This is a genomic window from Rhodanobacter sp. K2T2 (assembly GCF_013408815.1).
GTDB lineage: Bacteria > Pseudomonadota > Gammaproteobacteria > Xanthomonadales > Rhodanobacteraceae > Rhodanobacter.
Genome location: NZ_JACCCA010000015.1, coordinates 1 through 26453, shown reverse-complemented (window position 1 = coordinate 26453; position 26453 = coordinate 1). Strand labels below are relative to the sequence as shown.

At 64.3% G+C, this 26453-nt stretch carries 22 protein-coding genes; 12 read left to right on the top strand and 10 right to left on the bottom strand.

The window, feature by feature from the left end:
* Positions 1–1371 (bottom strand): L-serine ammonia-lyase (locus tag HDE78_RS18820; RefSeq protein ID WP_179482359.1); only part of this gene is annotated, 1371 nt, incomplete at its 3' end.
* 67 nt (positions 1372–1438) lie between these two features.
* On the opposite strand from HDE78_RS18820, the gene HDE78_RS18815 reads away from it, so the two are divergent.
* Entirely contained in the window at positions 1439–1675 is a 237-nt protein-coding gene (locus HDE78_RS18815; protein ID WP_179482468.1) for a glutaredoxin family protein, read from the top strand.
* A gap of 30 nt (positions 1676–1705) precedes the next feature.
* Here the strand turns inward: HDE78_RS18815 and HDE78_RS18810 are convergent, their stop codons facing one another.
* Genes HDE78_RS18810 through HDE78_RS18800 form a run of 3 tightly spaced genes read right to left on the bottom strand, consistent with a single transcriptional unit; the run spans position 1706 to position 3475 of the window.
* Positions 1706–2260, bottom strand: a complete 555-nt coding sequence (locus HDE78_RS18810) for a YceI family protein (protein WP_179482357.1) — start codon at positions 2258–2260, stop codon at positions 1706–1708.
* 43 nt (positions 2261–2303) lie between these two features.
* The gene (locus tag HDE78_RS18805) at positions 2304–2858 is read right to left on the bottom strand and encodes a cytochrome b (protein WP_179482355.1); all 555 of its coding nucleotides are present in this window, start codon (positions 2856–2858) and stop codon (positions 2304–2306) included.
* Entirely contained in the window at positions 2855–3475 is a 621-nt protein-coding gene (locus HDE78_RS18800) for a YceI family protein (RefSeq protein ID WP_179482353.1), read from the bottom strand. Before HDE78_RS18800 ends, HDE78_RS18805 begins: the two co-directional genes overlap by 4 nt.
* A gap of 138 nt (positions 3476–3613) precedes the next feature.
* On the opposite strand from HDE78_RS18800, the gene HDE78_RS18795 reads away from it, so the two are divergent.
* On the top strand, positions 3614–7294 hold the full coding sequence (locus tag HDE78_RS18795; RefSeq protein ID WP_255457909.1) for a hybrid sensor histidine kinase/response regulator: 3681 nt from the start codon (positions 3614–3616) through the stop codon (positions 7292–7294).
* Between the two features lie 15 nt (positions 7295–7309).
* Here HDE78_RS18795 and HDE78_RS18790 read toward each other — a convergent pair whose 3' ends face one another.
* Both HDE78_RS18790 and HDE78_RS18785 read right to left on the bottom strand, forming a co-directional pair.
* A complete protein-coding gene (locus HDE78_RS18790; RefSeq protein WP_179482351.1) occupies positions 7310–7732 on the bottom strand; it encodes a DNA polymerase III subunit chi in 423 nt (140 codons plus the stop codon).
* A 223-nt stretch (positions 7733–7955) separates the two neighbouring features.
* A complete protein-coding gene (locus HDE78_RS18785) occupies positions 7956–9443 on the bottom strand; it encodes a leucyl aminopeptidase (RefSeq protein ID WP_179482349.1) in 1488 nt (495 codons plus the stop codon).
* 98 nt (positions 9444–9541) lie between these two features.
* Here HDE78_RS18785 and lptF point away from each other — a divergent pair, with 98 nt between their 5' ends.
* The 3 genes from lptF (at position 9542) to ltaE (ending at position 12844) form a co-directional block, all read left to right on the top strand.
* On the top strand, positions 9542–10651 hold the full coding sequence (gene lptF, locus HDE78_RS18780; RefSeq protein WP_179482347.1) for an LPS export ABC transporter permease LptF: 1110 nt from the start codon (positions 9542–9544) through the stop codon (positions 10649–10651).
* 10 nt (positions 10652–10661) lie between these two features.
* Positions 10662–11759, top strand: a complete 1098-nt coding sequence (gene lptG / locus HDE78_RS18775) for an LPS export ABC transporter permease LptG (RefSeq protein WP_179482345.1) — start codon at positions 10662–10664, stop codon at positions 11757–11759.
* 65 nt (positions 11760–11824) lie between these two features.
* Complete coding sequence (gene ltaE / locus HDE78_RS18770) at positions 11825–12844, top strand: low-specificity L-threonine aldolase (protein WP_179482343.1); 1020 nt, start codon at positions 11825–11827, stop codon at positions 12842–12844.
* Positions 12845–13002: 158 nt separating this feature from the next.
* Here the strand turns inward: ltaE and phaZ are convergent, their stop codons facing one another.
* The 3 genes from phaZ to HDE78_RS18755 form a co-directional block, all read right to left on the bottom strand.
* The gene (gene phaZ / locus HDE78_RS18765) at positions 13003–14283 is read right to left on the bottom strand and encodes a polyhydroxyalkanoate depolymerase (RefSeq protein WP_179482341.1); all 1281 of its coding nucleotides are present in this window, start codon (positions 14281–14283) and stop codon (positions 13003–13005) included.
* A gap of 136 nt (positions 14284–14419) precedes the next feature.
* The gene (locus HDE78_RS18760) at positions 14420–15163 is read right to left on the bottom strand and encodes a methyltransferase domain-containing protein (RefSeq protein ID WP_179482339.1); all 744 of its coding nucleotides are present in this window, start codon (positions 15161–15163) and stop codon (positions 14420–14422) included.
* 37 nt (positions 15164–15200) lie between these two features.
* Positions 15201–15737: an RDD family protein gene (locus HDE78_RS18755; protein WP_255457908.1), complete on the bottom strand. Its 537-nt coding sequence runs from the start codon at positions 15735–15737 to the stop codon at positions 15201–15203.
* On the opposite strand from HDE78_RS18755, the gene xerD reads away from it, so the two are divergent.
* Entirely contained in the window at positions 15737–16690 is a 954-nt protein-coding gene (gene xerD, locus HDE78_RS18750; protein WP_179482462.1) for a site-specific tyrosine recombinase XerD, read from the top strand. The genes HDE78_RS18755 and xerD overlap by 1 nt on opposite strands.
* Positions 16691–16706: 16 nt before the next feature.
* Here the strand turns inward: xerD and HDE78_RS18745 are convergent, their stop codons facing one another.
* Entirely contained in the window at positions 16707–17381 is a 675-nt protein-coding gene (locus HDE78_RS18745) for a Fe2+-dependent dioxygenase (protein ID WP_179482338.1), read from the bottom strand.
* 190 nt (positions 17382–17571) lie between these two features.
* Between HDE78_RS18745 and HDE78_RS18740 the strand changes: the two genes are divergently transcribed.
* The 6 genes from HDE78_RS18740 to HDE78_RS18715 all read left to right on the top strand — a co-directional run bounded on the left by HDE78_RS18740 (position 17572) and on the right by HDE78_RS18715 (position 25766).
* Positions 17572–18393, top strand: coding sequence for a thioredoxin fold domain-containing protein (locus tag HDE78_RS18740; protein WP_179482461.1), 822 nt, complete (start codon positions 17572–17574; stop codon positions 18391–18393).
* Between the two features lie 111 nt (positions 18394–18504).
* Positions 18505–22395 (top strand): phosphoribosylformylglycinamidine synthase, encoded by a 3891-nt coding sequence (gene purL, locus HDE78_RS18735; protein WP_179482336.1) that lies wholly within the window; start codon positions 18505–18507, stop codon positions 22393–22395.
* A gap of 32 nt (positions 22396–22427) precedes the next feature.
* On the top strand, positions 22428–23207 hold the full coding sequence (locus HDE78_RS18730; RefSeq protein ID WP_179482334.1) for a hypothetical protein: 780 nt from the start codon (positions 22428–22430) through the stop codon (positions 23205–23207).
* A 166-nt stretch (positions 23208–23373) separates the two neighbouring features.
* Positions 23374–24258 carry a glycosyltransferase family 2 protein gene (locus HDE78_RS18725; RefSeq protein ID WP_345776085.1) on the top strand — a complete coding sequence of 295 codons (885 nt, stop codon included), beginning with the start codon at positions 23374–23376 and terminating at the stop codon, positions 24256–24258.
* Between the two features lie 167 nt (positions 24259–24425).
* The gene (locus tag HDE78_RS18720) at positions 24426–25328 is read left to right on the top strand and encodes a DMT family transporter (protein ID WP_179482330.1); all 903 of its coding nucleotides are present in this window, start codon (positions 24426–24428) and stop codon (positions 25326–25328) included.
* A gap of 210 nt (positions 25329–25538) precedes the next feature.
* On the top strand, positions 25539–25766 hold the full coding sequence (locus HDE78_RS18715; protein WP_179482328.1) for an integrase core domain-containing protein: 228 nt from the start codon (positions 25539–25541) through the stop codon (positions 25764–25766).
* The last annotated feature ends 687 nt before the right edge of the window (positions 25767–26453 follow it).

The following is a 26453-nucleotide window of genomic DNA, read 5'->3' as shown; positions in this document are numbered from 1 at the left end:
CACGTTGACGGCCAAGCCGCCGCGCGAGGTCTCCTTATACTTGTCCTTCATGTCGCGACCGGTATCGCGCATGGTCTTGATCACCTTGTCGAGCGAGACGTGGTGCTTGCCGTCGCTCTTCAAGGCCATGCGGCTGGCGTTGATTGCCTTGACCGAGCCCATCGCGTTGCGCTCGATGCAGGGAATCTGCACCAGGCCGCCGATCGGGTCGCAGGTGAGGCCGAGGTTGTGCTCCATGCCGATCTCGGCGGCGCTTTCCACCTGCAGCATGTTGCCGCCGAGCGCGGCGGTGAGTCCACCTGCCGCCATCGAGCAGGCCACGCCGACCTCGCCCTGGCAGCCGACTTCGGCGCCGGAGATCGAGGCGTTTTCCTTGTACAGAATGCCGATCGCGGCGGCGGTGAGCAGAAACTCGATCACGCCGTCGTCGTTGGCTTTCGGGCAAAAGCGCTCGTAGTAATGCAGCACGGCCGGCACGATACCGGCAGCACCGTTGGTCGGCGCGGTGACCACGCGACCGCCAGCGGCGTTCTCCTCATTGACCGCCAGCGCGTACAGATTGACCCAGTCGAGAATCGTCAGCGGATCGCGCAGCGCGGCTTCGGGCTGGTTGCGCAGTTCGGCCGCCATGGCGGGCGCGCGGCGCGAGACTTTCAGGCCGCCCGGCAGCACGCCCGGCGAACGCAGGCCGCGGGCGACGCAGTCCTGCATCGCTTTCCAGATGGTCATCAGACCGGCGCGGATTTCTTCTTCGCTGCGCCAGACCTTTTCGTTGGCCATGGTCAGCTGCGCGATGCTGAGGTTGTGCTTTTTGCACAGTGCCAGCATCTGGTCGCCGGTGGAAAACGGGTACGGCTGTTCGGTGGTATCGGCGACGATGCGGTCGTCTGCGGCTTCGTCGTTATTGACCACGAAGCCGCCGCCGACCGAGTAGTAGTCGCGGCTGGCCAGCTCGTTGTCGTTGGCGTCATAAGCGGAGAAGCGCATGCCGTTGGTGTGGAACGGCAGCTTCTGGCGCTTGTTGAAAACCAGGTCGCGCTTTTCCTCGAACGCGATCGTTTTCTTGCCGAGCAGCTGCAGCTGCTGCGTGCCGCGAATACGCTCCAGCGCGGTAGGGATGCGATCAGGATCGACGCGATCGGGATGCTCGCCCTCCAGTCCCAGTAGCACGGCTTTGTCGGTGCCGTGGCCGCGGCCGGTCATGGCCAGTGAACCGAACAGCTCGCAGCGTACGCGCACGACCTGTTCCAGCACCCCATTGCCATCCAGCCAGCGCTCGGCAAAGCGCGCAGCGGCACGCATCGGCCCTACCGTATGCGAGGAGGACGGCCCGATGCCGATCTTGAAAAGGTCGAAGACGCTGACGGCCATGGCATTGCTGCTGATCGAAGAAGGTGACCGGGTATTCTACGCGTCGCCATCAGCCATTCGCAGCCGCATGTCCGACCTGATCCTCTACCAGCGCGATTATTGCCACCTGTGCGATCAGGCGTTGGCCGTGCTGGCCGAGGCGCGCGCGCCGGATTTCGATAGCCTGTGGGTAGATGACTCGGTCGATCTGGTGCAGCGCTACGGCAACCGCGTGCCGGTGCTGCGCAACGATCGCGATGGCCGCGAGCTGGACTGGCCTTTCGATGCGGCGTCGGTGCGCGCCTTCATCGCCGGCGTGGATTGACCGGCCAGCCCAGCGCGATGCAACCGCGGATTACTTGGCGACGAGCTGCAGATGGGCGGTGACTTTGACGTCCGCCGCAATCACCGAGGTATCGGCGTAATCGCCGCCGCCCACGCCAAAGTCCAGGCGCTTCAGCGAGCCGGCAACATCCAGCACGGCGCCCGCGCCCTGCGGCTTGAAGGTCACAGTCAGCGTCACCGGCTTGGTCACGCCGTGCAGGGTGAGGTTGCCGTCGGCCAGCACCTGCGCCCCGGACTGGCGAAAGCCGGTGGTGACGAAGTGCGCCTGCGGAAATTTCGCGACGTTGAAGAAATCCGTGCCGGGCAGGGCAGTGTCGCGATCCTTGTCACCGGTTTTCGCGCTGGCCAAGTCGACGGTGACGTCGAACTTCGACGCGCCGAGATGCGCCGCGTCGTAGCGGATCGCCGCGGTCCACTTGCCGAAGGTGCCGCTGAAGCCTGCCCCCTGGAATGTGCCGGTAAAGCCCAGCGTGCTGGCGGCCGGCTGTACGGCGTAGTCGGTGGCGGCCGCGACGGCCGGTGCGGTGAGAGCGAGTGCGAGCAGAGCGGAATAAATGGCTTTCATCGAGATTCTCCTGGGAAATATCATTCGGTCGGTGACGCGAGCATTACGGTCGCGGACGGCCGAACGGCATCATCCGGCGCAGCACGTTGTCCTTGTCGAACACGTGATGCTTCAGCGCGGCGCCGACATGCACCACCAGCACCGCCACCAGAAACCAGAACAGGTACTCGTGCACGGCGAACACAGTATCGGCGATGTTTTCGTTCTTGGCCGCCAGCGACGGCAGGTTGAACAGCTTGAACCACTGCAGCGGCTTGCCGGCGACGGAGTTGAACCACCAGCCGCTCAGCGGAATGGCGGCAATCAATACATAAAGCACGCCATGAACGGCGTGCGCAGCGATCTGCTGCCAGCGAGGGCCGGGCTCATCCGGCGGGCGGCGATCGATCAGCCGCCACAGCACGCGCAGTAGGAACAGGGCCAGCACGGTGAGGCCGATCGACTTGTGCAGCGCCAGCCAGTTGATCTTCTGCATCGGTCCGTGCGCCAGATCCATCAGCAGACCGAAGATGCCGTTGCCGATGATGGCCAGCGCCATGATCCAATGAAAGAACCGAGCCACCGTACCCCAGCGGCGATTGTCGTTGCGCAAACTCATGGTGTGTCCTTGGTCGAAGGCTTTGCATCGTCGCCACGAATGGCTTCGAGCGCCATCCAGATCGCCACGTCGTGACCGATCGAATGGGCAAACGCGGTGATGCCGAACGACTCGCGCTGCAGCGATGCGGTGGCGGAAAAGCCGGCTACGGTATGCATGCCGTAAATGGTGGTGGCGAGGCGGTTGAAGGTGAACATCAGATCCATCGGCTGGGTCACGCCGTGCAGGGTCAGCTGGCCGTGCAGCACGCCGTGCTGGTCGTCCTTGCGCTCTACGCTGGTGCTGACAAAGTGCGCATAGCGATCGTGCGTGCAGTCGAGCAGCGCAGGCTTGCACACGGCCGCATTCCAATCGGGGTCGCCCATATCCACGCTGGCCAGGTCGATGTCCAGTTCGGTGGCTGCCGTACTCCAGTCTTTCGGATCGAACTGCAGCCAGCCTTTGGCGATATGCAGACGTCCAAATGGCCGCGAGTAGCCATCGTGGTCGATGCTGAAAAGCACCTGGCTATGCACCGGATCGTAGTGATAGCGGGCACTGGCCGCATGCGCGGCGAGCGGCATCCCTAGCAGCGCGGCGCAGAACGGCAACAGGCGTAGCGGGTGGTCTCGAAACATGTCGGCGAGTCTGGCTGATCTTGTTTGGCCACGCTAGCAGGTCGCGCTTGGACGCACTGTTTCGCTGGCGCGTTCAGTGCTGCGCTCGCTGCCGAGAGCCAGTTTTGGCATGATGAACCGGGATCGGGGGATTTGTGCATGGCTGCATCGCGTTGGCGTCAAGGTGTGTTCGCGCTTGTCTTGCTGGTCACCTGTGCCGGCGGCATGGCTCAGGTCGACCCATCGACCAAGGCGCCGATCGCGCGCATGCCGGGTATGACTGGGCCGGTGTCGACGCTGCCCGCACTCGACCCGGTATCGACCTCCACCACGCCAGCACCGCTGGCGACGCCGCAGTTTCGCCGCTACGGCGTCGATGAGGGCGTGCTGCGCGGGTCGGTGTACGCGGTGGCGCAGGATCGTCACGGACTGATGTGGTTCGGCTCGGCCGCCGGCTTGATGCGCTACGACGGTGTCAGCTTTCAGGCGTTTCGCAACGCGCCGGACGACCCTCGCTCGCTGCCGGCCAACCAGAGCTACGCGCTCTACGTCGATCGCGACAACAAGATATGGGCCGGCGGCATCTCGACGGGCCTGATCGTCTACGACCAGCTGACCGAGCGCTTCCAGCAATGGACGCACGACGATGCCAAACCTTCCAGCCTTGCCGACAACGAAGTGTGGGGAATGACCCAGACGACCGACGGCCAGCTGTGGGTCGCCACGGGCGAAGGACTCGACCGCATGCGCAAGGACGGTCAGGGCTTCGATCATGTTCCGCTGGATATCGATGGCACGCACGCCGCCTCCTTCGGCGAAACCCGCGCGCTGCTGTCCGAATCCGATGGCCGGCTCTGGATTGGTACCGCGAAGGGCCTGTATCTGCGCAGCGCCGGCGGCCGCCTGCGCCGAATCGCTATCGATCCGGCGTTTCATGGCAATCCGGGCAAGATCTGGCGCATCGAAGGCGGCCTCGCCGATCCGCAGCAGCGCGAGGTTCGCGTGGCGATCGATGGCGGTCTGCTGATCATTCACGACGACCTCGTCGCGCACCCATTCGCGCCGCAGGTGCTGTCCTCACTGCGCGTGGTGAGCAGCACGCGCGATGCGCAATCTCGACTGTGGATCGCCACAGTCAGCGGCATGCTGCTGGACGAGGGCAACGGCCGGCTGCAGCCCATCACCGGACAGCCGCTGCTACCCGGCGGGCTGCCCAGCAACAAGATCTGGCAGACCATGCTGGATAGGGAAGGCGGACTATGGATTACGTTCGACCAGTCCAGCGTGGCGTATCTGCCGCCGGCGTGGAACGGCTTTACCCGCTTTACCCACATACCGGACGATCCGAACAGCCTCAGCGGTATCGCTGCATCGGCCATGGCTTTTGCGCGCGATGGACTGCTGTGGGTCGGCGGCAACGATGGCTGGATAGACAAGCTCGATGTAGGCACCGGCACGGTCACGCACGTCATTCGCGATATGCATACGCAGATCATCGCGATGGCGGAAGATCCGCGCGGGCGCCTGTGGATCGTCAGTTCCGGCGCGTTGCACGTACTCGATCACGGAAAACTCATTGCCGTACCTGCCGGCGATTCGCCCATGCAGCGACCGGTGCTGATCGTCGTTGCCGACGATGGCACAGCCTACGTCGCTTCTTGGGGCGGTGGCGTTGTGGCCGTCAATCCAGAGACACTGGCGATTACGCCATTGCGTCTCGAAGCCGGCGCGTCGCCGTCGGTGACCGACGACACCTTGCTGCCGGAACAAATCAGCTTTCATGCGGGCACTCTCTGGTATGTCAGCAACGGCGGCTTGCTGCGCTGGGATGCTTCGGCGAAGGAATTCGTCTTCGTGCCGGGTGTACCGCAAACCACTGTACGCGGTGCTGCATTCGACGCCACGGGGTTCTGGCTGCTTGAATCGTCGACCATCGCGCACTACCGGTATGCCAGCGGCCGTGCTGTGCGCGACGACATCATCGATTTCAAGCACGAGCCGTTTGTCTCGGATCTGGTCGACATGCAGGTCGATCGCCTGGGGCATCTCTGGCTTTTGGCCAATCCGGGCCTGTTTCGTTTCGACGCGGTCAGTCGCCGCTTTCAATCGTTCGGTCCCTCACAAGGTCTCTCCAACGCGGACTTCAGCGGCGCAATGGTTGCCGAAGACGGTACGATCTTCGCGACCAACAGTGCCGGCGTGCTGATGTTCCAGCCCGAGCATCTCACCGCGATGAATAACGCGGCCGCATCGCCGCCGCTGATCTTGACTCGCGTAAGCGTGCGCAGGGAAGGGGATGTTTATGAACTGCCGCTTGCCGGTAGCGCGATATCGCTGGGCTGGCGCGATCGCGACCTGCGGGTGGACGTGCGCGCCGCGTCCTTCATCAGTCCGAAAGGCAACCACTACCGGTTCAAGCTCGGCGGTTTCGACAACGGCTGGGTCAATGTGGACAGCCGCGGCGAGCGCGATTTCGCCGGGCTACCTGCCGGAAACTACACGTTACACGTGCAGGGCGCCGGCGAGAACAGTGCGTGGAGCAGCCTGCCGACGCCGCTGCGGATTTCCGTACAGGCGCCGCCGTGGAATCGCTGGTGGGCGTGGGCCTCCTACGTACTGATGATCCTCTTTACCGCCGGCCTGGTACTGCGCGGCTGGCGTCGGCGCCTGGCGCAGCGTCATCGCATGCAGATGATCGAGCAGCAGCGGCAGCTGGCCGAGGCGGCTAGCGCAGCGAAGACGCAGTTCCTGGCCACGCTCAGCCATGAAATCCGTACACCGATGACCGGCGTGATGGGCATGGCCGAATTGATGTTGACCACGCCACTGACTCCACTGCAGCACGACTACACCAAGGCGATGCAGCGATCCGGCGGCATGCTGCTGAAGCTGCTCAACGACGCGCTCGACCTGGCACGCATCGAGGCCGGGCGGCTGGAGCTGGAGCCTGCGCCGTTCGACCCGCGGCAACTGCTGGACGACGTGAGCCAACTGGAGCAGGGCCTGGCGCATATGAAGGGCATCCGTTTCGTGCTCGATGTGGCGCCCGATCTGCCCAAGTGCGTGATCGGCGACGCGGTGCGCATCAAGCAGGTGCTGCTCAATCTGGCCAACAACGCGCTGAAATTCACCGAGCGCGGCAGCGTGACACTGCGCGCGCAGCGTACGGCGCAGGGTCTGGTTTTCAGCATCAGCGACACTGGGCCGGGTATTCCCGAAGCGAGCCGGGCGCGCCTGTTTCAGCGCTTCGAGCAGGAAGATGGGCCGCATCGCGGTGCCGGCAGCGGCCTGGGTCTGGCGATCTGCCGCGAGCTGGTGGAAATGATGAGCGGCAGCATCGAGCTGGAGTCGCGCGTGGGTCACGGCAGCAGCTTCCATGTACGTCTGCCGCTGTCCGAGCCGGCGCCGGTCCAGCACTCGCCGGCCGTCGCCACGGCGCATCGCCGCTATCGCCTGCTGCTGGTCGAAGACGACACCATCATCGCCGCGGTGATTTCCGGACTGCTCGAACAGCAGGGCCACACGGTGCGGCATGTAGCCAACGGTTTGGCCGCGCTGGCTGAGCTGGGACACGCCAGCTTCGATGCGGTGCTGCTCGATCTGGATCTGCCAGGCGTGGACGGCTTCCAGATCGCCCGGTTGATTCGCCAGCGCGAACACGACGGCCAGCGCCTGCCGATCGTGGCGGTGACAGCGCGTTCGGGTAGCGAGGACGAGATGCGCGCACAGGCGGCGGGTATGGACGACTTTCTGCGCAAACCGCTCAGCGGCGAGCAGCTGGCGCAGGTGCTGGCACGCGTGATCGCTCGCACACAGGAGGTGACCGACGACGAGCCTTGAGCGCGTCGTTACGGCCTACATGTCGAACTTTTTCAGCTCGAAGCCCATCTGCTGGTATTCCCGCCAGCGCACGCGTGAGCCATCGCGTTCGGCCGGATCGGCGGCGACCACTTCGAGCACGCGCTGAAACTGGCCGGTGACGCAGCCGTCGCGCAGATTGATCAGCAGCGGACGATCGGCCGTCTCGATGCCTGGTGGCACGATCAGCACGGCCGTATCCGCGTCGTCGTCATCGCCGGCCAGCTGATGCGGAATCCACACGTCTTCGTCGAACGCCCAAAGCAGCTCGTCGATCGCTTCGGCCTGTTCGAAGTCGCGGGTCAGGATCAGTGTCGGCTGCTGGGCTGCGAACGCCTTTTTGGTCAGCTCGCACACGAGCAGCAGCGGCTGCTCGCGAAAGCGCGGCTTGTCGATGAGGTAGAAGTCGGCGCGGGGCACGGGATTTAAGCGGGGAACGGGGAATGGGACGCGCGCAGCGCGAACGCCAAAGGCGGCCCGAAGGGCGAGCGGCGAAGCCGCGAGTAAACGGGGAACGTCCGCATCGCGGAGATCCTTCGCAGCGACGCGGAGTCAAAAAGACGGAAGAAGACGAGGGCGCACGAAGGCTCACGCTCGCCGCGAGCTGTGCGTTCCCTGCTCCCTGTTCCCCGTTCCCCGCTCTTCATACCCGATCCATCAGCCACTGCGTCAGCAGCGCGACCGGCCGACCGGTGGCCAATCCTTTGCGACCTTCGTCCCACGCCGTGCCGGCGATATCCAGATGTGCCCAGCGCTGGCCTTCGGTGAAGCGCGAGAGGAAGCAGCCGGCGGTGATCGCACCGGCGCTCTTGCCGCCGATATTGGCGATATCGGCAAAGCCCGAATCGAGCTGGACCTGGTAGTCGTCCCACAGCGGCAGGCGCCAGGCGCGATCGAGTGTTTTCTCACCGGCCGCGATCAGTTCCGCGGCCAGATCGTCGTGCTTGCTCATCAGGCCGGTAGCGTGTTTGCCCAGCGCTACAACGCAGGCGCCGGTGAGCGTGGCGGCATCGATGATGGTGTGCGGGTGGAAGGTCTGGGCGGTATAGGTCAGCGCGTCGCACAGGATCAGGCGGCCTTCGGCATCGGTGTTGAGCACTTCGATGGTCAGGCCGGACAGGCTGGTGATCACGTCGCTGGGGCGGTATGCGTCGCCGTCGGGCATGTTTTCCACCGCCGGCACCACGCAGACCAGGTTGACCTTCAGCTCCATTTTCACGGCGGCGATAAACGCGCCCAGCACGGCCGCGGCACCGCCCATGTCGAACTTCATCTCTTCCATGCCCGGGCCGGGCTTGAGGCTGATGCCGCCGGTATCGAACGTGACGCCCTTGCCGACAAAGGCATATGGCTTGTCGCCCTCGTTGCCGTTCTTGTATTCCAGCACCACCAGCTTGGGCTTGTTGACCGAACCGCGCGCCACGGCCAGCAGCGAGCCGAAGCCGAGTCGCTCCATTTCCACGTGGTCGAGCACGCGGCAGTCGACCTTGTCGCCCTGGCCATCCGCAAACGTCTGCGCCTGTTCGGCGATGTAGGCCGGGTTGCAGATGTTCGGCGGCAGGTTGGCCAGTTCGCGGGTGAATTCGATGCCGGCTGCAAGCGCGCACGCCTGGTCGAGTCCGGTCTGCGCGTCGGCGTTGCCGGCAAAGCTGACGTTGGTGAGGGTGACCTGCTTGCTCTTGTCGCGTGGCTTGAAGGTCGCGGTATAGCGGTACGCTGCGTGGTCGGTCGTCAGCGCGGCAATGCGCACGCGCCACGCGCTGTCGCGCCCGGGCACGTCGACTTCGGTGAGGTACGACACGGCGTCGGCCACCGGCAACTTGCCCAGCGCGCGGGCCGCTTCGATGCTCACTTTCTGGTAGCGCGCCTCGTCGAAAGTCTTCTGTGAGCCCAGCCCAATCACCAGTACGCGCTTGGCGGTCACGCCATGCGGCGCGAACAACAGCGTGGTCGAGCCGGCCTTGCCGGTGATGTCACCGCTTTCCACCTGGCGCTTGATGACGCCTTCCGCGGCGCTGTCCACGCGCGCAGCAGCGCTGGTCAGCATGCCTTGCTCATACACGCCCACCAGGATGCAGGCGGTGTCGACGGTTTCGGGGGCGGCGGTGCCGAGGCTGAACTGAAGTGTCATCGGGTGTTTCCTGTGCGGGCGCGACAGCGGTCGAACCGGCTAGACTTAAGGTTTGCCGACCGTATCGGTCATGGCGAAGGATCGATCAAGTTTATCTCATGCTGAGCATTCTCGACCGCTATTTCCTACGCGAGCTGGCGCAAACCGTAGCCGCCACCGTGGTCGTGCTGCTGGTGGTGGTGGCAGGCAGCGCGTTTGCCAAGGTGCTGCAGCAGGTCGCCAACGGCAGCTTTCCGGCCAGCGTGATGTTTCAGGTGCTGGGCCTGCAGACGCTCGATGGACTGACCAATATGGTGCCGCTGGCCAGCTTTCTCGGTGTGCTCATGGGCCTTGGCCGCATGTATCGGGAAAGCGAGATGCACGTGCTTGCCTCCTCCGGCATGGGGCCGGGCGGATTGCTCAAGCCGGTGCTGATTCTCAGCGCGGTGCTGGTGGTCATTACGGCAGCCGTTTCGCTGTGGGTGGGCCCGTGGGCGGTCAGCACCAGCAACAACATGGTGGCGGTGGCCAACCGCTCGGTGATCGCGGCCGGCCTGGATGCGGGGCGCTTTACCGATCTGCCCGGCAAGGGCGGCATCATCTTTGTCGACACGCTGAGCCGCGACGGCAGCAAGCTCGGCCACGCCTTCGTCGAAACGCAGCGCGATGCGGCCGGCGGCGCCCTGCATCTGAAGGTGGTGAGCGCCGACCACGGCGAGTTGTATCAGGAAAGCAACGGTTCGGACCGCTTCATCACCTTCCGCACCGGCTGGCAGTACGACATACCGCTGGGCGCGGACAACTGGCGCAAGATGCAGTACGAGCGCAACGACACGTCGCTTTCCAGCGTGCAGTCCGACGACGACGACAACGATCCGAGTCACTCGATGGATACGCTGACCTTGCTGCGGTCGCACGATCCTCTGGCACGCGCCGAGCTTGCCTGGCGCGTCAATTCGCCACCGCTGACCCTGGTGCTGCTGCTGCTGGCGCTGCCGCTGTCACGCCAGAGTCCACGCGAGCCGCGCTATGGTCGTCTGTTTCTCGCCATCGTGACTTTCTATCTTTATTACGTCGTGTTGGCGCTGTGCCGCGGCCAGATCGCCAAAGGGCACTGGCACAGCGAGGCACCGATGTGGGCACTGCATGTCTTGGTCATATCGATAGCCGGCTGGCTGCTGTGGAAGCAGTATTCGCCACGCAGGCTTCGTGCGAGTCAGCGCGCATGAGCGGGCTGACATGAGCGTGTTCAATATCAAGCGCGTCGATCGGTTGGTGATGATGAGCGTCATCGGCTCGGTGCTGATGGTGTGGCTGGTTCTGACAGGGTTCGATGCAGTGACCCAGTTCCTGCGCCAGCTCGAAAGCGTCGGCAAGAACGGTTATACGCTGAATAACGCGATCGTCTATGTGATGGTGACGTTCCCGCGCCGGCTTTACGAGATGTTCCCCAACGCGGCACTGATCGGCGGCCTGCTGGGGCTGGGCGGCCTGGCTTCGACCGGCGAGCTGACCGCGCTGCGCGCGGCCGGTATGTCGCGCCTGCGCATCGCCATCTCGGCGGTTGGCGTGGTGACGCTGCTGATCATCGGCGTGGTCATCATGGGTGAAACGATCGGCCCGTGGGGAGACCAGAAAGCGCAGTCCATGCAACTGCGCATGAAGAACGCCAATGTCGGCTCCACCAGCAGCGGCACCTGGGCGCGTGACGGCAACAACTTCATCAACGCGCGCGGCAGCATGCTGACCAGTCACGAGGGCATCAGCAGCGTCGAGCTGGCCGATGTGCGCATCTTCACCATGACGCCGGACGGCCAGCTGACCCGGTTCGAATGGGCCAAGTCGGCCGAACACAACGGCAAGCACTGGCTGCTCAAGGATGTGCGTGACAGTACGCTGGATGCGACCGGCGTACACACCACCACGCTCGCCACCCAGCCGTGGGCTACCGGCCTCAACCCGCAGGTGCTGGCGCAGTCGATCATCCTGCCGCAGTACCTCTCCATGCGCGATCTGCGGCGCAATATCCGCTATCGCGCCGCCAACGGCGAATCGCCCGGTGTCTATGCCGTCGCCTTCTGGGGTCGTGCGCTGTATCCGCTCAGCGTACTGGTACTGGTGCTGTGCGCCATGCCGTTCGCGTTCGGCGCGTTGCGCTCGGGCGGCCTCGGCAAGCGCATCTTCATCGGCATGCTGCTGGCGATCGGCTGGTACTTTCTGCAGAAGGCGATGGTCAACTTCGGCACCGTCTACGGCATGCCGCCGCTGCTGGCGAACCTGCTGCCTATTCTGATACTCGCCACGGCAGGCTGGTTGTATTTCCGCCGCAGCGGCTGATTCCGGTTTCGCCAATCGCAAGCCTTACCCGCTTAATTTTTCAATTCAAACTGCGAGAGTCCGCCATGCGAGTTGTCGATTTACGCAGCGACACGGTCACTCAGCCGACGCAGGCCATGCGCGAAACGATGTTGCTGGCCGATGTCGGTGACGATGTCTACGGCGAAGATCCCACCGTCAACGCACTGCAGCAGCGACTGGCCGGCGATCTCGGTTTCGAGGCCGGACTGTTCGTACCGACCGGTACCCAGTCCAACCTGCTGGCCCTGATGGCGCACTGCGAGCGTGGCGACGAATATCTGGTCGGTGCCGATGCACATACCTTTCGCTGGGAAGGTGGCGGTGCCGCCGTACTCGGTTCCATCCAGCCACAGCCGATTCCGCAGGACGCCGATGGCACGCTGCCGCTGGACAAGGTGCTCGCGGCGATCAAACCGGTCGATCCGCATTTTCCCCGCACCAAGCTGCTGGCACTGGAAAACACCTGGTGGGGCCGCGTGTTGCCGCAGGATTATCTGAAAGCCGCGCACGCTCTGACTCGCGAACGCGGGCTCGGGCTGCATCTCGATGGCGCACGCCTGTTCAATGCAGCGGTCGCCGGCAACGTCCCTGCGCGCGACATCGCACAGTATTTCGACAGCGTGTCGGTGTGCCTGTCGAAGGGATTGGGCGCGCCGGTCGGTTCGGTGTTGGTCGGCTCGCAGGCGCTGATCGACAAGGCGCGGCGCTGGCGCAAGGTCGCCGGCGGCGGCTGGCGCCAGGCCGGCCTGCTCGCCGCGGCGTGCATCTACGCGCTCGATCACCACGTGACGCGTCTGGCCGACGACCATCGCCGCGCCGCCTATCTGGCCGGCCGCCTGCGCGAGATCGCCGGCGTCAACCTGCTCGGGCAGTTCACCAACATGGTCTACGTCGACGTGCCTGCTGATCGCCTGCGCGATTTGGACGTCCATATGAAGGCGGCCGGTATTCGCATCAGCATCGGGTATCTGCCGACGTTGCGGTTGGTGACGCATTTGGATGTGGATGATGAGGGGATGGAGAGGGTGGTCGAGGCGTTCCGCTCGTTTTTTGCTCGCGGGTAGTTGGCGCTGCGTTTTTTCGCTAGTTTCTGCCGTGAATCTTCGCGGGTTTTGATGGATTGAAGCGAAGAGCTTTCGCCCTCCAAAGGAGGGCGAAAGCTCTTCAGTTTTTGGATTTCACTAGTGAAGACGACGAGCGAGTTACAGCTGGATGAGTCAAATCAGCCCGCTGCAGGCGCCTTCTTCCCCACCACCGTCACCTTGTCAAACTTCCGAATAAAATCCCGCACCTGCGGATACACCGTCTCGCGCCAGCGGCGGCCGCTGAAAATGCCGTAGTGGCCGGCGCCCTCGATCACCTTGTGTGCGCGGCGCTTTGCCGGCACGCCGCTGCACAGTTCATGCGCGGCTTCGGTCTGGCCGAGGCCGGAGATATCGTCCAGCTCGCCTTCGATCGTCAGCAAAGCCGTCGTCTTGATCGCCGAAGGCGTGACGCGTTCGCCGGCAACGTCCCACAGGCCGCGCGGCAGCAGGAATTCCTGGAAGACCTTTTCGATGGTGTCGAGGTAGAACTCGGCCGGCATGTCGAGCACGGCGTTGTATTCATCGTAAAACTTGCGGTGCGATTCAGCGTCTTCCATATCGCCGCGCAGCAGGTCCTGATAGAAATCCCAGTGCGAGTTCAGATGGCGATTCGGGTTCATCGCGATAAACCCGGCATGCTGCAGAAAGCCCGGGTACACCTCGCGGCCGTAGCCTGGATAGTTGGCCGGCACGGCGTGGATCACGTTGCTTTCGAACCACGACAGCGGCTGGGTGGTGGCCAGATTGTTGACGCTGGTGGGACTGCGGCGCGGGTCGATCGGGCCGCCCATCATGGTCATGCTGCGCGGCGTTTTCTCGCCGCGCGCGGCCATCAGCGAAATGGCGGCGAGCACCGGAACGGTCGGCTGGCAGACGGAGATGACGTGGACGTTGTCTGCGCCGATATGGCGAATGAATTCCTCGATGTATCCCACATAATCATCGAGATCGAACCTGCCCAGTTCGACCGGCACCATGCGCGCATCGACCCAGTCGGTGATGTAGACCTTGTGGTCGTGCAGCAAGGTGCGCACGGTGTCGCGCAGCAGGGTGGCGTGATGGCCCGACAGCGGCGCGACGACGAGTACGATCGGATCGTGCTTCATCTTTTCGATGGTGGCCGGATCGTCGCTGAAACGCTTGAAGCGCTTCAGCTGGCAGAACGGCTTGTCCAGCGCCACGCGTTCGATCACCGCGATCTCGTGATCGTGCGCCATGGCACTGGTGATGCCGAATTCGGGTTTTTCGTATTCCTTGCCCAGCCGGTGCATCAGCTCGTAGCCGGCCGCGATGCGCTGTGCGCCGCTGAGCTTGCCGAGCGGGCTGCTGTTGTCGTTGAGCATGCGCGCGTTGGCCTGCGCGAAGTAGCTCAGGGGACCGAGAAACGCACGCTGCCATTCATGGAGTTGATAAAGCATCGAAGAGACCGGCGGGATGAAAGGAATTCTCCCATCTTAGCGCGCTTTGCCTCAGCCTGTTGCAATGCCGCAAATCCCTGCGAGTTTCGTTCAGAAACTTTTCTAATCAGTCACTTGGACGCGAACGTGGTTTTGCTCAGCGGTATCGGCAGCGCAGCAGGAGTTCGTCCACGCCTTGCGTGTCGCCCATGCCTTCGCGCCATGCCAGCGGCTTCTGGAAACGCACGCCCAGCGGCATGAACACGCGGTTGTACCACCACATGGCGCGCTTGCGCTGATGGGTGAGAAACCAAAGCCCGACGTCGAGCAGGCGCGAGGATTTGGGTTGCATGCCGTAGACGGCGCTGTGTTCGATAGTGAAACCGTGCTGGGCGAGACGGGCAACGATCTGCGCCGGCTCGTAGCGTCTGCAGTGGCCGACGAAGTCGTCGAAGGCGGTCCAGGCGTCGGGATGCAGCGGCACGGAGAGCAGCAGCGTGGCGCCGGGCTTGGCTGTGCGCGCGAGCTCGGCCAGCGCGGCGTTGTCGTCGTCGACGTGCTCGAGAATGTCCAGCGCGCAGATCAGCTCGAAGCGCGCGTCGCTGCAGGGCAGTGCGCCGATCATGCCGTGCACGGCGTCGGCGCCGCGCTGGTGCAGGCGGTGCAGGGCGGCGTGGCTCAGATCGACAAAGCACGTGCCCTCCAGCGGCATGCGCGGGCGCAGGCCCGGCGCCACTTCCAGTCGATGCGGCGCGCTGGCGGCCAGTTCGCTGAGCAGGGGCCAGGTGTTGAAGCGATCCGGATCGATCAGCTGCGAGTCGGCCCATAGCGTCTCGTAGAAGCCGCGGTTGGCGCGGATCAGTTCGGCATCGTTGCGGGTTTGGGCGGGCGAGCTGGACATGGGCGAATGGAATCCTGCGTGGATTGAGCGGGAGGCTTCAGCCGAGCAGGCGAATCTCGGTGCCGGCGGCCAGATCGTGCAGCGTCCGCCGCCGCGGGTTGAACAACGCTACCGCAAACCACACCGTCCACGCGACCAGCACGGCCCACAGCGTAGGGTGCAATCCCAGCGTCGGTTCAAGCAGCAGCAGTAGCAGCGGCGCCGCGGCGACCAGCAGACGAATCACCGAATGCCGCAGCGAGGGCGTCGTCCCTACCGTGGTGGTCAAGCGCATGCGCCATGGCCGCATGCCGACAGTCTGCCCGCCGCGCCGCCAGGCGCTGATGAAATACGCCGCAACCACCAGACCCTGCAATACCTGATACCAGGCCGGCACCGAGGTTGCTGTGCCGGTGCGGATCAGCTCGCCACCGGTCGCCAACTGGCACAGCAGGCCCACCACCATCACGATCGCCACCACGATCAGCACGTCGTAAACCAGCGCCAGCAGGCGCCGCCACAGCGGGCAGGGAATATCGGTGGTGTGCAGCGTGGTCGGCATCGGCGGCGTGTCGCTTGCGTAGTACGCGCGCAATGGCCAGCATCGTGCGCATGAAGAAGAAGGAAGAAAACTCCGCCAGTATCGCCGAAGCCGATCGGCGCAGCATCGCCGCGTTTCTGGAGCGCGTATGGTCCGAGGATGGCCTGGCCGATCGCACATTGGAGGCGTATCGCCGCGATCTGGAAGCGCTGGCGGCGTGGCTGGCCACGCGGCAGCGTACGCTGCGCACCGCCCGGCGCGAGGATATTTCCGGCTTTCACGGTCGTGCCTCCGACAGCGCGCAGCCGGTGGCGATCCGATCGATCGCGCGGCGGCAGTCGGCCTTTCGCCGCTATTACGCGTTTCTGGCGCGCAACGAGCCGGGCTTCGCCGACCCGACGCTGCTGATCGAACGGCCGCGCATGCCGCGCAGCCTGCCCAAGGCGCTGGCCGAGCGCGAGATCGTCGGCCTGCTCAATGCGCCGGATGTCGCCACCGTGCTCGGCCAGCGCGACCGCGCCATGCTTGAGCTGATGTATGCGTCGGGCCTGCGTGTGTCCGAGCTGGTTGAGCTGCCGCTGGCGGCGCTCAACACGCGTCAGGGCGTGCTGCGGGTCACCGGCAAGGGCGGCAAGGATCGGCTGGTGCCGGTGGGTGAAGTGGCGCTGGAGTACATCAACACCTACCTCGCTGGCGCGCGGCCGGAGCTGGCCAAGGGCCGTCAGCCGCTGGCGCTGTTTCTCAGCCGGCGCGGCGAAGGCATGACCCGGCAGATGTTCTGGACCCTGGTGAAACGCTACGCGCTGAAGGTCGGCATCAACGCCCAGCGCATTTCCCCGCACGTGCTGCGGCATTCGTTCGCCACGCACCTGCTCAACCACGGTGCCGATCTGCGTGCGCTGCAGATGTTGCTGGGGCACAGCTCGCTCAGCACCACGCAGATCTACACCCTGGTGGCGAAGGAAGGCCTGAAGCGGCTGCACGCGCAGCATCATCCGCGCGGTTGAGCAGTTGCGCTGAGACTTAGACGTCTGCCCACATGCGCATGAGGTTGGCGTGCGACTTGCTGATGGCATCGAACGTCGCACTTTTGCCTTCGCGTCCGAAGATGTTCCGTTTGGCGTTTTGCAGGTCCCACAGCAGTTCGCGCTTGCTGGCGTCGCGGACCTGACTCTGCACCCAGATCACCGCGGCATACCGCGCGCCCTGGGTCACCGCGGCGACGCGGTGCAAGGAATTGGCCGGGTAGGCGATGGCGGAACCCGCATCGAGCTTGAACGCGCACTCCATGCCGTTGGCATCCACGATCAGTTCGCCGCCGGCATACGTTTTCGGATCGGTCAGGAACACCGTAATCGCCACGTCGCTGCGCACGGCACTGCCCATGCCGCCCATCACAGGCGCATCCACGTGCGGCCCGTATTCCATGCCGAGGTCGTAACGATTGAACAGCGCCGGCGTGACCGCGGATGGCAGCACCGCGGCCTGCAGCATGGCATTGCGCAGAAAACCGTCGTAGACGATTTTCTGCAGCTTCGCCTGGCTTTGCGTGTCATGGGTGACCTGCAGATTTTTCTTGACCTCGCGTGCCGACCAGCCTGCCGTGCTGGCGCCGTCGATGAAGGACGCGCTGCCGAGCTCTCTGCGCACGGTGTCGAGTTCGTCGGCGGTCAATACGTTGGGAATGCAAATGATCAAGTGAGTCGCCCGGTTGTTCGAAGCCGTGATGCTGCCGAGCCTGCAATTTCCCCCGCCGGCCCGGTCGAGGTCAAGCGACGCCCAGCCGCTGCTTTCCGATAGCTCAGGGGCATTCAGTCGCCTGTGCGAGAATGCGCCATCGACGCGGTTATCGGGCGTCCGTACTGAATACACGAGGTTCTGGATGTCGATGTTGAAACAATGGCTGTTGGCCGCCGGTCTGGTCGCCTGTTCTTTCGGTGCAACCGCGGCGGAGAACGCGGCCTCGCCGGCCGCGCCCACGGCTGCGTCCGCCGCGAGCGCCAGCATCGGCCAGGGCGTGACGCCGGCGGCCGAGAAAATGGTGCGTGAGTCGATCGCCAAGGTGTCGTCCAAGGCGGTTATCGACGAGATCGACGTCGCGCCGATACCGGGCTTTTACATGGTCATCGTGTCGGGGCAGATGCTCTACGTAAGCGCCGACGGCAAGTACATGCTCAACGGCGAGTTGGTCGACCTGAGCAGTAAGCAGAACACCAGCAAGCTGGCGTGGGCGAACTTCCGCAAGGCGCAGATCGCCAAGGTGCCGGCCTCGCAGCGCATCGTGTTCGCGCCGGCGCATCCGAAGGTCACCATCAGCGTCTTCACCGACGTCAATTGCGCCTTCTGCCGCGCGCTGCACGAGCACATCGCCGATTTCAACAAGGCGGGCATCGCGGTCGAATACCTCGCGTGGCCGCGCGAAGGCGTGACGACGACGGCGGGTCGGCCCACGCCGACCTATACCGAAATGGTTTCGGTCTGGTGCGCCAGCGACCGCAAGGCCGCTTTCAGCGCCGCCATCGATGGCAAAGCGCCCAAGCCGGCGACTTGCACCAACCCGGTCAAGGATCAGTTCGACCTCGGTTTGAAGCTGGGCCTTGACGGCACGCCGACCATTTACGGGCCGGATGGGCGCGTGCTGGGCGGTTATGTGACGCCCGATCAGCTGCTGCGGGCCATTGAGGATGGTTCGGACGTCAGCGGTAGCTGATCCGCCGTATGGCGCGCGGCCGCTGAGCGTCCGTGCCGCGATGCCGTAGTGCAGCATCGTCGGGACCGCATCGGTTAGAATGGGCGTTTTCCGCATAGCGCCGTTCCCCGCATGATCGCACTCGACGGGCAGAGCGCCCTCTCGCCATTCCGCCTCGAACGTCTCAATGCCCGCCTGGATGCCCTGCATCACGGCGTGCGCGTACAGGCTTCGTGGTTCGTCTACTTTGTCGACACCGATACGGCGCCGCAAGGCACGCTGCGCCAGCACCTGCTGGCGGTGCTGGAAGCGAAGGACGCCAAGCCCGAGCCAGCCACGCTTTGGGTCGTGCCGAGGCTGGGCACCATCTCGCCGTGGTCGAGCAAGGCTACGGAAATCCTGCACGGCGCAGGCTTCGGTGCGGAAGGCTCCGACATCCGTCGCGTCGAGCGCGGTATGGCCTGGCAGATCACCGGCCTGCCCGCGGCAAGCGCGCCGTACCACGCGGTAATCATGGCCGAGCTGCACGACGCGATGACGCAGTCGGTGCTCACCCGCATCGACGAGGCGCAGGGACTCTTCCTGGTCGGCCAGCCCGGCGATCTGGTACATATCGCGCTTGGCGGCGATCCGAAAGCTGCGCTGGACGAAGCGAACGGCCGGCTCGGTCTGGCCCTGGCCGACGACGAAATCGAGTATCTGGTCGACCGCTACGCCGAACTGGGCCGCGACCCGACCGACGCCGAACTTTTCATGTTCGCGCAGGCCAATTCCGAGCATTGCCGCCACAAGGTATTCAACGCCAGCTGGACACTGGACGGCGTCGATCAGGACAAGAGCCTGTTCGGCATGATCAAGCACACGCACCAGCAGTCGCCGGCGCATACCTTGTCCGCCTACTCGGATAACGCGGCGGTGATCGAGGGCAGCGTCGGCAAGCGCTTTTTCCCCGATGCGAAGGACGGTATCTGGCGCGCGCACGAAGAGCGTATCGACTTCGCGATCAAGGTGGAAACGCATAATCACCCCACCGCGATCGCGCCATGGCCTGGTGCGGCCACCGGCGCCGGTGGCGAAATTCGCGACGAGGGCGCCACCGGTCGTGGCGGCAAGCCGAAGGCGGGCCTCACCGGTTTCTCGGTGTCCGACCTGCGCATTCCCGGCCACCCGCAGCCGTGGGAGATCGACCGTCCGCTGCCGCCGCGCATGGCCAGCGCGTTCGAGATCATGCGCGACGGCCCGCTGGGCGCGGCCGCCTTCAACAACGAGTTCGGCCGTCCCTGTCTGGGCGGTTACTTCCGTACGTACGAACACGAAACCGGCGAATCCGGTCTGCGCCGTGGCTACGACAAGCCGATCATGCTGGCCGGCGGCCTGGCCAACCTGCGTCCGGGCCATGTGCTGAAGCACGCCGTGCAGCCGGGCAACAAGGTGATCGTGCTGGGCGGGCCGGCGATGCTGATCGGGCTCGGCGGCGGCGCCGCTTCGTCAGTGGCATCGGGCAGCTCCAGCGCCGAGCTGGATTTCGCCTCGGTGCAGCGCGACAACGCCGAGATGGAGCGCCGCTGTCAGGAAGTGATCGACACCTGCTGCCGCCTTGGCGATGCCAATCCCATCGTCAGCGTGCACGACGTGGGTGCCGGCGGCCTGTCCAACGCGATCCCCGAGCTGCTCAACGACGCCGGCGTCGGTGGCGAGATCGACCTGTCGAAGATTCCCTGCGACGATCCGCAGCTCTCGCCGATGCAGGTGTGGAGCAACGAATCGCAGGAGCGTTATGTGCTGGCGATCGGCCCGGAACACCTGGCCGAATTCGAGGCGATGTGCCGGCGCGAGCGCTGCCCGTATGCCGTAGTCGGCGACGCTACGGCGGAACGCCGCCTGCGCGTGACCGACCCGCGCCGCGACCTGGTGGTGATCGACCTGCCGATGGACGTGCTGTTCGGCAAGCCGCCGCGCATGCATCGCAACGCCAGGCACATCAAGCCGCGCATCGACGTGCTGCCCGATCTCACCGGCATCGGCATGAACGAGGCGCTGCTGCGCGTGCTGCGGCTGCCGGTGGTGGGCAGCAAGAGTTTTCTGATCACCATCGGCGATCGCACCGTGGGCGGCCTCAATCACCGCGACCCGATGGTCGGACCATGGCAGATTCCGGTCGCCGATTGCGCGGTAACCCTGTCGGATTTCGAGGGTTACGTCGGTGAAGCGATGGCGATGGCCGAGCGCGCGCCGGTGGCCGTGCTCAACAGCGCACATGCCGCGCGCCTTGCCGTTGGCGAGGCGATCACCAATATGGCCGCCGCGCCGATTGCCGACCTGGGCGAGATTCGCCTGTCGGCCAACTGGATGGCGGCGGTGAACCATCCGGGCGAAGACGCGGCGCTGTTCGATGCGGTGAAGGCCGTCGGCATGGAGCTGTGCCCTGCATTGGAAATCTCGATCCCGGTCGGCAAGGACTCGCTGTCTATGCAGACGCAATGGGAGCATGAAGGCAAGCCGCAGCGCACAGTCTCGCCGGTGTCGCTGGTGATCACCGGCTTCGCTCGCGTCAGCGACGCGCGCCGCACGCTGACGCCGCAGCTGCGGCTGGATCACGGTCACTCCGATCTGTGGTTGATCGATCTGGGCGCGGGGCGCGATCGTCTCGGCGCCTCGGCGCTGACCCAGGTGTTCAACCGCGGCGGCGGCGTACCGCCCGATCTGGACGACCCGAAGCGGCTCAAGGCGCTGTTCGATCTGGTGCAGGAAGCGAACGCCGGCGGCCTGCTGCTCGCGTATCACGACCGCTCGGACGGCGGCGCCATCGTGACCCTGCTGGAGATGGCCTTTGCCGGCCACTGCGGTCTGGAAATCCATATGGACGGCTGGGCCGAGGCGACCCTGCGCGGCCTGTTCAACGAGGAGCTTGGGGCGGTCCTGCAGGTGGCCGAGGCCAACCGCGAGCCGTTCGAGGCGCTGCTGGTCAAGCACGGCCTGGCGGCGATCAGTCACCGGATTGGACGGCCGAAAGAAAAGCTCGGCATCAAGCTCTTCCTCGGCGGCGACACGCTGTTCAAGTGGAACTGGAGCACGCTGTTCGAAGCCTGGAACGACACCAGCTACGCCATGCAGCGCCTGCGCGACAACCCGGCCAGCGCCGATGCCGAGCGGCATTGGCGGCGCGACGATGCCGACCCCGGCATCACGCCGAAGCTCGGTTTCACCGCCAGCGAGAATATCGCCGCGCCGTTTATCGCCGCGTCCAAGGGCCGCGGCGTGCGGCCGCGCGTGGCCGTGCTGCGCGAGCAGGGCGTCAACGGCCAGGTCGAAATGTCGGCGGCGTTTACCCGCGCCGGCTTCGATGCGGTCGACGTGCACATGTCCGATCTGGCCAGCGGTCGGATCAAGCTGGCCGACTTCCGCGGCCTGGCCGCTTGCGGCGGCTTTTCGTACGGCGACGTGCTCGGTGCCGGCCGCGGCTGGGCTACCTCGATCCTGTTCAACGACATGCTGCGCGCGCAGTTCACTGCGTTTTTCGCCGACGAGACCAAGTTCGCTCTGGGCGTGTGCAACGGCTGCCAGATGATGTCGCAGCTGAAGGACATCATCCCCGGTGCGCAGCATTGGCCGAAGTTTCTGCGCAATGCGTCGGAGCAGTACGAGGCGCGCGTGGCCACGCTGGAAATTCTCGATTCGCCCAGCCTGTTCTTCAAAGGCATGGTCGGTTCGCGCATTCCGGTGGCGGTGGCGCACGGCGAAGGCCGGGTGAGCTTTCCCAACTCGTGCAGTCCGGCGAAGGCGCATGCGGCGGTGCGCTTCGTCGACAACCGCGGCAAGCCCACCGAGAACTATCCGCTCAACCCGAACGGTTCGCCCGGCGGCCTGGCCGGCTTCACCGCCGCCGACGGTCGCGTGACGATTCTGATGCCGCATCCCGAGCGCGTGTTCCGCAGCGTGCAGATGAGCTGGCATCCGGAAAGCTGGGGCGAGGATTCGCCGTGGATGCGCATGTTCCGCAATGCCCGCGTGTGGTGCGGCTGATCGTTTTTTCCGGCACAAGGCGGCGCTGAGCGATGGCTCGGCGCCCCAGGTTTTCGCCGGCGCTGTGGTTTGGCACGATCGCGTGGGGCGTGGCCTTGGCGCTGGCGCCGTGGTGGATCGGCGTTCCGCTGCTGCCGGCGATGGCGGCGGTGCTGCTGCTGTTGGAACATCGGCTGGCGCCAGAGCATCGCTGGTTGCTGCGTCACGGCCTGGGCTGGGGTTTGCCCGGCGCGTTGTTCGCGTTGCAGCGCGCGCTGGGAGGGGGCATTTTCGCGTGGGTCATCGCGCTGCTCGGCATGCTGGTCGGTTACACCCTGCTGGCCGGCCTGGAGGCGTGGCTCGATCGCGATGCGCGGCGGGCGTTCAAGGTCGACACCGGTGCCGACGGCACGAATCAGTCCGACGCCGCAACATCGGACTGGCCGCGCCTGGCGCGTGCGCCGGTCGGGCCGCCGGCGGAAATCATCGAACTGCAGGCGCCGCGCTGGCGCGAAGGCACTGAAGGTATCGACGACCCCTACGGCGGTCGGGTAGTGCATCGCGACGGCGCGTATTGCTTCGATGACGGCACCCGGATCGATGGCGTCGGCGCGCAGGCCGCCTTCAGTCCTTCGGGACGCTGGTTCGCCGCGCGCCTGCCTAACGATCGCGGCATCGCGTTGCGCGATCGCGATACCGGCAAGCTACATCGGCTGCTCGGATGGCAGTTGGACGGCTGGTATCGCGAGCAGCCGTGGCTGATCCGCCGTCACGGCGATATGCCGCTTTCCCTGCGCGCCGTGTTGGGTGACGACGCGGTAGCGGATGACTGAGTCCGTTAAACCTTATGTGCGCAGATTACGTATAGGTTTGGTGTGGCCCGATGGTATGACGCCATGATGCGATTCAATGACATGCTCCGGCGACGCTGCGCACGGTTTTGCAGATGTGGCTGTGCCGCCGATTCTCCCTTCACACAATCTCAAGCATACTTCCCGCGTGAATAGCCCCGGTTCCCCCCTCTCGCCGTTTGCCACCGAACTCAGCGTCATCGTGGTGTCGGCTGATAGCGGCCAGATGATGCGCGATTGCGTGCGTCGTCTGCTCAACACCACGTTGGCGTTGGAGGTGATCCTGGTCGACAACGGCTCCGACGACGGCGTGCCGCAGGCCATCGGGCGCGCGTATCAGGGCGACCCGCGTCTTACGGTCATCTATAACCGCGCCAACCTGGGCTTTGGCCCGGCGATGAATATCGGCGCGACCCGGGCGAGAGGAAAGTCGCTGCTGCTGCTCAACCCCGACTGCCTCGTGCTCGAGGACGATCTGCGCGACCTGCTCAATGTGCTGGCGCGCAATCCGAAGGCCGGTCTGGTCGGCGCGGTGGTATGCGATGAAGAAGGCCATCCCGATCCGGCCTCGTGGCGCCGCGATCCGCTGCTGCGCCGCGCGGTCAATACGATGTTTGGCCGCGCTGGCGAGGGCGTCAACATCACTGAAGAGATTCCCGAAGAAGTGATCGAGGCCGAAGCGGTTTCCGGCGCGCTGATGCTGATGCCACGCGCGGTGTTCACCCGGGTCGGCGGCTTCGATCAGGATTATTTTCTGCACTGCGAAGACTTGGACCTTTGCCGTCGCGTGCGCGACATGGGTTACCAGGTGCTGCTCGCCGGCGATGTGCGCGTGACGCACGCCAAGGGCACGTCCAGCGCGCACCGGCCGGTTTTCGTCAGCCGCAACAAGCACCACGGCATGTGGCGCTGGTTTCGCAAGCACGATCCGGCCGCGCGCAACCCACTTATCGCGGGCGTGGTCTGGTTGGGCATCTGGGCGCATTACTGGCTGAAGGTGCCGGGGCAGCTGTTGAGCCGCCGCAGGAAGTAGCAGAAGCGGGGAACCACCCGAGGTGGCCCGGCGGGGAACGGGGAATGGTTAAAGCAGAGCATGCGATATGTAACGTTACGAAGTATTTCCAGTTCGCAGCCATTGCAGTGTGAACGTCATGACACGTAGCGATAAGCTGCCGTTCCCCGTTCCCGACCAAAACAGTCATGCCCAGCACGCGCTCCACCACCACGCTCGCCACCCTCGGCCTTCTGGCAATGACCGCCGTGTGGGGTTCGACGTTTTTCCTGATCAAGAACGTAGTGGCACGCATGCCGGTGGCGGATTTCCTGGCCGTGCGTTTTGTCGTGGCTGCGCTGGTGATGCTTGTCTTGTTCTTCCGCCAGGTGTTCCGGCTTGAGCGTCGGCAGCTGCTGCGCGGCCTGCTGCTTGGCGTGATCTACGGCGTCGGCCAGCTGCTGCAGACGTGGGGGCTATCGCTGATTGCGCCCAGCGTCAGCGGCTTTGTCACCGGCATGTATGTGGTGTTTACGCCGCTGCTGGCGATGCTGTTGCTGCGCCATCGCATGCCGGGCGTGATATGGCTCGCCGTGCTGCTGGCCACGGCCGGGCTCGCGCTGCTGTCGCTCAACGGCGTGTCGGTCGATCTGGGCGTGTGGCTGACGCTGGCATCGGCACTGATGTACGGCCTGCATATCGTCGGGCTGGGGCAGTGGTCGCGCAGCGGCGAGGCGTTCGGCATGTCGGCCGTGCAGATGGTGGCGATCGCCGTCGTCTGCCTGCTCGCCACCGTGCCGCATGGCCCGACGCTGCCGCCGGATCGCGCTGCGTGGTTTGCCGTGCTTTACATGGCCCTAATCGCGGGTGCAGGCGCCATGCTGATGCAGACCTGGGCCCAGTCCCACATGCCGGCGGCGCGTGCCGCGATTGTGATGACCACCGAGCCGGTATTCGCCGCGGGTTTTGCGGTGGCTTTCGGTAGCGACGCGCTGACCTGGCGCATGCTGGTCGGCGGTGGGCTGGTGCTGGCGGCGATGTACACGGTGGAGCTGATGCCGCGGCGCGGTGACGGCGAGCTGCCGGCCGAGGCGATACATCATGAGGTCTGATTTTTTTTAAGCGTTTTTTTATCCGATGTTTCGCAACGCGTTGGGTCACGTTACCCGAGCAAGCGATCCGAATCACTTGAACACTGTGTCGACCTAAGCGCGCGCTCTTGGTCGGCATGACTTAGGCGCTATCATAAAAGCCAGAACCAAGCAATCTGCCGGAGTAAGGCCCGTGCATTGGCAGCCCCGCAACAATTCAAACGGTTGTAAGTGAACCTGGCACCGTTTTCACACCGTTTTGGGAAATGCCTCACCGAACGCTTCAATCGGACGTTCTGCGAGGATGTCCTCGATTATCACCTGTTCGCCTGCGTGCAAGATGTGCGCGAGGCAGCGCACGTGTTGCTGATCGGCTACAACGAGCAACTGCTTCACGAATCGTCGAGCAGCATAAATCCACGAATACCGACAGCACGTCGTTGGGGGTTCTACTTTTGAAGTGTCTGCTTGACGAAAGAGCCTACGACACAGCTATTTGTCATGAATAAAATCATTCTCTAAAAATCTCACAGTCGGTGTGATAGTTTGATTGCAAAGAGAGTATTATTTTTAAGCCAAGATGCATCTTGGCTATGTTAATCACCTAAAGAAGAAGGAACTCGTCATGATAACTAAATCAAAACTGCGTTTGATGTTGATAGCTGCTTCACTAATTGGCGCTGGAGTGTTTGGAGTTACGGCACCCCCTGTACGTGCAGCCGCTCTGAGTTCAACGATTGCGCTAACGTGCGAGCCTGACACCTGCGACGTAACTTCAGTGCCGTCCAACACCGTCTCGTTTCGTTGGGGTTGGACTTACGGCAACCCGTATTCAAGTACCACCTGTAATAACTCATCTTCCTGCACGCTTCTTTGTAAGACCAAACAAACGACAGTCATGACGGCTTCCGCCCTAGACGGCACGGGAGCCGTTATCGCTAGTGCCTCTCACGCTACAGCATGTAATCCCAATCTCCCGTGAAAAGAAACGACTACCGGGGTTAGGTTCACTTCCTCAATGTTGATGTCTCATGAGAAAAGCCCGTCCATGGCGTAATGCTGTTCACTTAAGCATTGCATCGTAGCCAAGGCGTCCCAAGAATCCGGCCTTCACCTGTTGAAGGCCGGATTTTTTTGTGTCCCTGC

Bases quoted from the DNA above. Each gene is read 5' to 3' on its own strand.
- HDE78_RS18815 (WP_179482468.1), top strand. From the start codon at position 1,439: ATGTCCGACCTGATCCTCTACCAGCGCGATTATTGCCACCTGTGCGAT.
- HDE78_RS18740 (WP_179482461.1), top strand. From the start codon at position 17,572: ATGTTGAAACAATGGCTGTTGGCCGCCGGTCTGGTCGCCTGTTCTTTC.
- HDE78_RS18760 (WP_179482339.1), bottom strand. From the start codon at position 15,163: ATGTCCAGCTCGCCCGCCCAAACCCGCAACGATGCCGAACTGATCCGC.
- lptF (WP_179482347.1), top strand. From the start codon at position 9,542: ATGCTGAGCATTCTCGACCGCTATTTCCTACGCGAGCTGGCGCAAACC.
- HDE78_RS18795 (WP_255457909.1), top strand. From the start codon at position 3,614: ATGGCTGCATCGCGTTGGCGTCAAGGTGTGTTCGCGCTTGTCTTGCTG.
- xerD (WP_179482462.1), top strand. From the start codon at position 15,737: ATGGCCAGCATCGTGCGCATGAAGAAGAAGGAAGAAAACTCCGCCAGT.
- HDE78_RS18800 (WP_179482353.1), bottom strand. From the start codon at position 3,475: ATGTTTCGAGACCACCCGCTACGCCTGTTGCCGTTCTGCGCCGCGCTG.
- lptG (WP_179482345.1), top strand. From the start codon at position 10,662: ATGAGCGTGTTCAATATCAAGCGCGTCGATCGGTTGGTGATGATGAGC.
- purL (WP_179482336.1), top strand. From the start codon at position 18,505: ATGATCGCACTCGACGGGCAGAGCGCCCTCTCGCCATTCCGCCTCGAA.
- HDE78_RS18785 (WP_179482349.1), bottom strand. From the start codon at position 9,443: ATGACACTTCAGTTCAGCCTCGGCACCGCCGCCCCCGAAACCGTCGAC.
- phaZ (WP_179482341.1), bottom strand. From the start codon at position 14,283: ATGCTTTATCAACTCCATGAATGGCAGCGTGCGTTTCTCGGTCCCCTG.
- HDE78_RS18810 (WP_179482357.1), bottom strand. From the start codon at position 2,260: ATGAAAGCCATTTATTCCGCTCTGCTCGCACTCGCTCTCACCGCACCG.
- ltaE (WP_179482343.1), top strand. From the start codon at position 11,825: ATGCGAGTTGTCGATTTACGCAGCGACACGGTCACTCAGCCGACGCAG.
- HDE78_RS18805 (WP_179482355.1), bottom strand. From the start codon at position 2,858: ATGAGTTTGCGCAACGACAATCGCCGCTGGGGTACGGTGGCTCGGTTC.
- HDE78_RS18730 (WP_179482334.1), top strand. From the start codon at position 22,428: ATGGCTCGGCGCCCCAGGTTTTCGCCGGCGCTGTGGTTTGGCACGATC.
- HDE78_RS18720 (WP_179482330.1), top strand. From the start codon at position 24,426: ATGCCCAGCACGCGCTCCACCACCACGCTCGCCACCCTCGGCCTTCTG.